The 8067-nt window shown below is 69.0% G+C and carries 3 protein-coding genes; 2 read left to right on the forward strand and 1 reads right to left on the reverse strand.

Translation table 11 applies throughout. The features are described from left to right. Positions 1-21: 21 nt before the first annotated feature. A complete protein-coding gene (gene purL / locus KBC94_RS20060) occupies positions 22-4053 on the reverse strand; it encodes a phosphoribosylformylglycinamidine synthase (protein ID WP_294374147.1) in 4032 nt (1343 codons plus the stop codon). 113 nt (positions 4054-4166) lie between these two features. Between purL and map the strand changes: the two genes are divergently transcribed. Together map and KBC94_RS20070 are read left to right on the forward strand one after the other, a co-directional pair. Further along, positions 4167-5012 (forward strand): type I methionyl aminopeptidase, encoded by an 846-nt coding sequence (map, locus tag KBC94_RS20065; protein WP_294374149.1) that lies wholly within the window; start codon positions 4167-4169, stop codon positions 5010-5012. A 14-nt stretch (positions 5013-5026) separates the two neighbouring features. Further along, positions 5027-7627, forward strand: a complete 2601-nt coding sequence (locus tag KBC94_RS20070; protein ID WP_294374152.1) for a [protein-PII] uridylyltransferase — start codon at positions 5027-5029, stop codon at positions 7625-7627. The last annotated feature ends 440 nt before the right edge of the window (positions 7628-8067 follow it).

The raw sequence follows: 8067 nt of genomic DNA on the forward strand, positions 1-8067 counted from the left end.
ATGCGCGCCCTGCCCTGCCGCTCAGCCGACCCAGCGGCGTGCGTTGCGCCAGATCTCCATCCAGGGGCTCGGCGCCGCGCGGTCGCCCGAGGTCCAGCTCATCTGCACGTTGCGGAACACGCGCTCCGGGTGCGGCATCATGGCCGTGAAGCGGCCGTCGGCCGTGGTCACCGCCGTGAGGCCGCCCGGGCTGCCGTTGGGATTGAGCGGATAGCGTTCGGTGGCCTGCCCCGCATGGTCCACGAAGCGCATGGCGGCGATGGCGCGGCCCGCGTCGCCGCGGTGGCGGAAGTCGGCATAGCCCTCGCCGTGGGCCACGGCGATCGGCACCCGCGCGCCGGCCATGCCGGCAAAGAACAGGCTGGGCGAATCCAGCACCTCCACCTGCGACAGGCGTGCCTCGAAGCGCTCGCTGCGGTTGGTGGTGAAGCGCGGCCAGTCCTGCGCGCCCGGGATGATGTCGGCCAGCTCGGCGAACATCTGGCAGCCATTGCACACGCCCAGGCCGAAGGTGTCGGCGCGGCCGAAGAAGTCGCCGAACTGCTGCGCCAGCCGCGGGTTGAAGGTGATGCTGCGCGCCCAGCCGATGCCGGCGCCCAGCGTGTCGCCGTAGCTGAAGCCGCCGCAGGCCACGATGCCCTGGAAGCGGGCCAGATCGGCCCGGCCGCTCTGCAGGTCGGTCATGTGCACGTCGACCGACTCGAAGCCGGCCTCGTGGAAGGCGTAGGCCATCTCCACATGCGAATTGACCCCCTGCTCACGCAGGATGGCCACGCGCGGCCGGGCACTGCCCACGAAGGCAGGTGCAGTGCCGAAGCCTTCCGGCAGATGCAGGTGCAGCCCGGTGTCGGCCGGGTCGCCGGCGGCGGCGTGCTCGGCATCGGCGCAATCGGGGTTGTCGCGCTCGCGGCAGATCTTCCAGCTCACGCTGTCCCATACCTGGTGCAGGTCGGAAAGCGTCGCACTGAACACGGCCTTGGTGTCGCGCCAGACTTCCACCTTGCCCTTGCCGGCGTCGATGGGCGAGCTCTCGGGACGGGTCTTGCCGACGAAATGACTGAACACCGACAGGCCGTGCGCCCGCAGCGTCTGCATGACCTCGTTGCGCTCGGCCGTGCGCACCTGCAGCAGCAGGCCAAGCTCCTCGTTGAACAGGGCCTTGAGCGTGAGCTCCTCGCGGCGGGCGCTGACCTGCTGCGCCCAATTCTTGGCGTCGCCCGTCTCCATGCGGCTGTCGCTGATGCCGTCGCCTTCGGTAATGAGCAGGTCGACGTTGAGCGACACACCCACATGGCCGGCAAAGCCCATCTCGCAGGCGGCGGCGAACAGGCCGCCGTCGCTGCGGTCGTGCAGGGCGAGGAGCTTGCCTTCAGCGCGCAGCTGGTTGACGGCGTCCACCGTCTTGACCAGCAGTTGCGGGTCGTCCAGGTCGGGCACGCGGTCGCCGGTCTGGCCCAGCACCTGGGCCAGGATGCTGCTGCCCATGCGGTGCTGGCCGCGGCCCAGGTCGATGAGCACCAGCGTGGTGTCGGCCTCCTGCGCGTCGAGCTGCGGCGTGAGCGTGCCGCGCACGTCGTCGATGCTGGCGAAGGCGCTGACGATCAGGCTCACCGGCGAGCTGACCTTCTTCCTGTCGGTGCCCTCGGCCCACTGCGTGCGCATGGACAGCGAATCCTTGCCGACGGGAATGGAGACACCCAGCGCCGGGCACAGCTCCAGGCCCACGGCCTTGACCGTCTCGTACAGCGCGGCATCCTCGCCCGGCTCGCCGCAGGCCGCCATCCAGTTGGCGGACAGCTTGACGCGCGCCAGTTCGATGGGCGCGGCCAGCAGGTTGGTGATGGCCTCGGCCACGGCCATGCGGCCTGAGGCGGCGGCGTCCATGGCGGCGAGCGGCGTGCGCTCGCCCATGCTCATGGCCTCGCCGGCGAAGCCACGGAAGTCGGCCAGCGTGACGGCGCAATCGGCCACCGGCACCTGCCAGGGGCCGACCATCTGGTCGCGGTGCGTCAGACCGCCCACCGTGCGGTCGCCGATGGTGACCAGGAAGCGCTTGGAGGCCACGGTGGGATGGGCCAGCACCTGGATGGCGGCCTGCTGCAGGTCCACGCCCGTGAGTTCCAGCGGCTTGAAGTTGCGGTGGATGCGGGCCACGTCGCGGTGCATCTTGGGCGGCTTGCCCAGCAGCACGTCCATGGGCATGCCCACGGGCTGATTGGCAGCGTCGGCCCGGCCGTCGGCCACCACCAGATCGCGCTGCTCGGTCGCCACGCCGACCACGGCGAAGGGGCAGCGCTCGCGCTCGCAGAAGGCACGGAACTGGTCCAGCGACTCCGGCGCGATGGCCAGCACGTAGCGCTCCTGGCTCTCGTTGCACCAGATTTCCTTGGGCGCCAGGCCGGACTCTTCCAGCGGCACGGCACGAAGGTCGAAACGGGCGCCGCGGCCGGCGTCGTTGGTCAGCTCGGGAAAGGCGTTCGAGAGGCCACCGGCGCCGACGTCGTGGATGGCGAGGATGGGGTTCTTGTCGCCCTGCTGCCAGCAGTGGTTGATGACCTCCTGCGCCCGGCGCTCGATCTCGGGGTTGCCACGCTGCACCGAATCGAAGTCCAGCTCGGCCGCGTTGGCGCCCGTCGCCATGGAGCTGGCGGCGCCGCCGCCCATGCCGATGCGCATGCCGGGGCCGCCCAGCTGGATCAGCAGCGTGCCGGCGGGGAACTGGATCTTGCTGGTCTGCGTGGCGTCGATCTGGCCCAGGCCGCCCGCGATCATGATGGGCTTGTGGTAGCCGCGCTGGACGGTATCCACGTCGCTCGCGACCGTCTGCTCGTACTCGCGGAAGTAGCCCAGCAGGTTGGGCCGGCCGAATTCGTTGTTGAAGGCCGCGCCGCCCAGCGGGCCCTCGGTCATGATCTGCAGCGGGCTGGCGATGTGGGCGGGCTTGCCGTAGCTGCCCTCCTCGGGCCACAGCTTGCTGACGGTGAAGCCCGTCAGGCCCGCCTTGGGCTTGGAGCCGCGGCCGGTGGCGCCCTCGTCGCGGATCTCGCCGCCCGCGCCGGTGGAGGCGCCCGGGAACGGCGAGATGGCCGTCGGGTGGTTGTGCGTCTCCACCTTCATCAGCACATGGTGCAGTGCGTCTTCCTTGGCGTAGGCAGGCGCGTCGGCGCCCAGTTCGCTGCGGGCCACGAAGCGCTCGATGGCATGGCCTTCCATGACCGAGGCATTGTCCGAATAGGCGATGACCGTGTGCTGCGGATTCGTCTTGTGGGTGTGGCGGATCATGCCGAACAGGCTCATCGGCTGGCGCTCGCCGTCGATGGTGAAGTCGGCGTTGAAGATCTTGTGGCGGCAGTGCTCGCTGTTGGCCTGCGCGAACATCATCAGCTCGACGTCGGTCGGGTTGCGGCCGAGCTTGCCGAAGGCGTCGACCAGGTAGTCGATCTCGTCCTCGGCCAGCGCGAGACCGAAGGTGGTGTTGGCCTCGACCAGGGCGGCGCGGCCGCCGCCCAGCACGTCCACATGGGCCATGGGCTGTGGCGGCAGCTCGGCGAACAGGGCGGCGGCACCGTCCACGCCCGGCAGCACCGATTCGGTCATGCGGTCATGCAGCAGGCCGGCCACCTGGGCCAGGGCCGTGGCGTCCAGCACCGGCGCGCGGCCCAGCAGGGGCGCCTTCAGGCCGATGTGGTACTGCGTGACACGTTCCACGCGGCGCAGCGCCAGGCCGCAGTTGCGGGCGATGTCGGTGGCCTTGGAGGCCCAGGGCGAGACGGTACCCAGCCGTGGGCTGACGACCAGGGTGGCGCCCTGGGGCGCAGCACCGGCATCGAAAGGCTCGCCGTAGGTCAGCAGCGCGGCGAAGCGCTCGCGCGTCGCGGCATCCATCTCGGCATCGGCCAGCACCAGGTGCACGAAGCGCGCCGTGATGGCATTGATGCGCGCATCCACCGCCTGCAGGCGGGGCAGCAGCTGGCGTGCGCGGAAATCGCTGAGCGCCGCCCCTCCTTCGAAGATGGTCACGACGGGAGGAACGGTGGATGCGGGCTGCGTCACGGTGGGCGGGGCCTGGGGCCGGAAGAACAGAAGGGAGAGAGCGGCAACCGGCCGCTGACTGGGGCCGTTCGCGAAAACCCGGCATTTTAGGGGGCGAGTGGGATAATCCCTGGATGAGCATTACCTACCACGACGCCGAAGGCATTGCCGCGATGCGCGTCGCCTGCCGCCTTGCGTCCGAGGTGCTGGACTACCTGACGCCCTTCATCAAGCCCGGCATCACCACCAATGAGATCGACCGGCTGGCCGCCGAGTACATGGTCACGCAGGGCACGACCTCCGCCACGGTGGGCTACAAGGGCGCGGGCGACGTGCCTTTTCCCAAGTCGCTGTGCACCTCGGTCAACCATGTGGTGTGCCACGGCATCCCCGACGACAAGCCCTTGAAGAAGGGCGACATCATGAACATCGACGTCACCGTCATCAAGGACGGCTGGTACGGCGACAACAGCCGGATGTTCGTGATCGGCGACGCCTCCATCGCCGCCAAGCGGCTTTGTCAGGTCACCTTCGAGGCCATGTGGCACGGCATCCTGCAGGTCAAGCCCGGCAACCACCTGGGCGACGTGGGCCATGCCATCCAGCGCTTCGCCGAGGGCAATGGCTATTCGGTGGTTCGCGAGTTCTGCGGTCACGGCGTGGGCCGCACCTTCCATGCCGAGCCCCAGGTTCTGCACTACGGCCGCCCGGGCACGATGGAAGAACTCAAGCCCGGCATGATCTTCACCATCGAACCGATGATCAACGCGGGCAAGCGCGACATCAAGGAAGACCACCGCGGCGGCCGCTACGACGGCTGGACCATCGTGACGCGCGACCGCTCGCTCTCCGCGCAGTGGGAGCACACGGTGCTGGTCACCGAGACGGGCTACGAGGTGCTGACCCTGTCCGCCGGCAGTCCGCAACCCCCGGCCTTCGTGCCTGCCGCCAGCGGCCAGGCGGCGCCCCTCGCCGCCTGACGCGCCCGGCTGGCATGGGTTTCTACGTCGCCGTCGACCTGCCGGCCAGCCTGCGCGAGCAGCTGCGCGCCGGCAAGAGTGCCGTGTTCGAGCGCCTTCTGGCGCCGCAGGGCGTGCGCAACATCCACGCCGTGCTCAAAGAGTTGGCGGCCGAGGCCGATGCCGCCTTGCGCGCCTTATGGCAGGACGCCGGTTTCGGCGACCAGTTGGCCCTGGTAGCCGTCGGCGGCTATGGCCGTGGGGAGCTCTTTCCGTATTCGGATGTCGACGTGCTCCTGCTGCTGCCCGAGGGCGGCGAGGTCGAGCCGGCTCGGCTGGAGGCCTTCATCGGCCGTTGCTGGGACGCCGGCCTCGAAATCGGCTCCAGCGTGCGCACACTGGGCGAGTGCCTGAGCGAATCGGCGAAGGACGTCACGGTGCAGACCGCGCTGCTGGAGTCCCGCCTTGTCTGCGGAAGCAAGCGTCTGTTCGCCGCCTTCCGCAAGGCCTTCGACGAGGCCATGGACCCGCATGCCTTCTTCCTGGCCAAGTCGCAGGAGATGCGCCACCGCCACCTGAAGCACGACGGCACGCCCTATTCGCTGGAACCCAACTGCAAGGAATCGCCCGGCGGCCTGCGCGACCTGCACGCCGTGCGCTGGGTGGCGCAGGCGGCCGGCTTCGGCAAGCGCTGGGAAGACTACGCCCGCGACGGTCTGGCCACCCCCTTCGAGGTCAAGCAGATCAAGCGCAACGAGGCGCTGTTGTCGCTGATCCGTGCCCGCCTGCATGCCGTGGCCAAGCGGCGCGAGGACCGGCTGGTGTTCGACCTGCAGACGGCCGTGGCCGGGACCTTCGGCTACGAGAACGAGTCGGGCCGCCGCGCCAGCGAGGCGCTCATGCGCCGCTACTACTGGGCAGCCAAGGCGGTCACGCAGCTCACCGAGATCCTGATGCTGAACATCGCCGAGCGACTCAACCCGCAGTCGGCCACGCTCACGCGCATCAACGACCGCTTCTTCGAGAAGGGCGGCACCATCGAGGTGGCCAGCGACGACCTGTACGAGAAGGATCCGCACGCCATCCTCGAGACCTTCCTGCTCTACCAGAAGACCATCGGCGTCAACGGGCTGTCGGCGCGCACGCTGCGTGCGCTCTACAACGCCCGTGGCCGCATGGACAGCCGCTTCAGCAACGACCGGGTCAACCATGCGACCTTCATGCGGATGCTGCTGGAGCCGCGCGGCATCACGCATGCCATCCGGCTGATGAACCAGACGTCGGTGCTGGGGCGCTACCTGCGCGTGTTCCGCGGCACGGTGGGGCAGATGCAGCATGACCTGTTCCACGTCTACACGGTGGACCAGCACATCCTGATGGTGCTGCGCAACGTGCGGCGCTTCTTCATCGCCGAGCATGCGCACGAGTACCCCTTCTGCTCGCAGTTGGCAGCCGGCTGGGACAAGCCGTGGATCCTGTACGTGGCGGCGCTCTTCCACGACATCGCGAAGGGCCGCGGCGGCGACCACTCCGAGCTGGGGGCGCGCGACGTGCGCCGCTTCTGCCAGAAGCACGGCATCGGGCGCGAGGACACCCGGCTGATCGAGTTCCTGGTCGCCAACCACCTGGTGATGAGCAACGTGGCGCAGAAGCAGGACCTGTCCGACCCCGAGGTGATCGGCGCCTTCGCCCAGCGCGTGGGCAGCGAGCGCTACCTGACGGCGCTGTACCTGCTGACGGTGGCCGACATCCGCGGCACTTCGCCGCGCGTGTGGAATGCCTGGAAGGGCAAGCTGCTGGAAGACACCTACCGCCGCACCTCGCGCGCGCTGGGCGGTCACCTGCCCGACCCCGACGCCGAGGTGGAGGCCCGCAAGCGCGAGGCGCTCACGCTGCTGCAGCTGCATGCCCAGCCCTTCGAGGCGCACAAGGCGCTGTGGGACACGCTGGACGTGAGCTACTTCATGCGCCACGACGCGGGCGAGATCGCCTGGCACGCCAAGAAGCTGTCGCGCTTCGTGGCGCCCAAGGGCATTCCGGCCGATCCGCATGCCAAGGCCATCGTGCGCGCCCGCCTCTCGCCGGTGGGCGAAGGGCTGCAGGTGGTGGTCTACACGCCCGACCAGCCCGACCTGTTCGCGCGCATCTGCGGCTATTTCGACCAGGCGTCGTTCAGCATCCTGGACGCGCGGGTGCACACGGCCACCAATGGCTATGCGCTGGACACCTTCCAGGTGGTGACCACCTTCCTGCCCGAGCATTACCGCGAGCTGATCAGCATGGTCGAGACCAACCTGGCGCTGACGCTGGACGCCTGGGGCGAGCTGCCCGCGCCCAGCCGGGGCCGGGTGTCGCGGCGGGTGCGCAGCTTCCCGATCCAGCCGCGGGTGTACCTCACGCCCGACGAAAAGGCGCAGCGCTGGCTGCTGACCATCTCGGCCAGCGATCGAGCCGGCCTGCTCTACAGCGTGGCGCGCGTTTTAGCGCGCCATCACCTGCACCTGCAACTGGCCAAGGTGACGACGCTGGGCGAGCGGGTGGAGGACAGCTTCCTGATCAGCGGTCCCGAGCTGTATGGCCAAAAGGGGCAGTTGGCGATCGAGACGGAGCTGATCGACGCGCTCGAAGCGGCCTGAGCGCGGGGGGGCAAGCGGCTGCTGTCTTCCGGTCGCGCAAGTGGCTGGAGCAGTAACCCGGCGGAGGACGTCGGCATGCGCGCTCCCGGTGCACGCTCGCGCTGACCGACTTGGCGCACAAGCTGTGTGCTCGCTGTCCATCGACGTGCTTTGGGCACTGCACGGCGCCGCGAATGGCACCTCCGCACGCACACCGCCATCCCCCGCCTCGACGCTGCGCACGAATCCGTCCAGTTCGACGCTGCGCGCGAGCCCTTCCCTTTGGGCCCGAAGGTTCACGGGATCTCTTGGGCAACTTGGGTCAGCCAACCCCGACCGTTCGGGCTGAGGTTCTATGGTTCTCGTCAAGCGACAGTGGCCGCCAGGCGGGCATCGAACATCGCGTGTTGCTTGAACAGCGAGAAGGCCACGCGCATGAGCTTTCGGGCCAGCACCACCAG

This window comes from Pseudacidovorax sp. (assembly GCF_017991995.1).
Classification (GTDB): Bacteria; Pseudomonadota; Gammaproteobacteria; order Burkholderiales; family Burkholderiaceae_C; genus Xenophilus.

Excerpts from the sequence above, each read along its gene's own strand:
- map (WP_294374149.1), top strand. The coding sequence starts at position 4,167 with ATGAGCATTACCTACCACGACGCCGAAGGCATTGCCGCGATGCGCGTC.
- KBC94_RS20070 (WP_294374152.1), top strand. The coding sequence starts at position 5,027 with ATGGGTTTCTACGTCGCCGTCGACCTGCCGGCCAGCCTGCGCGAGCAG.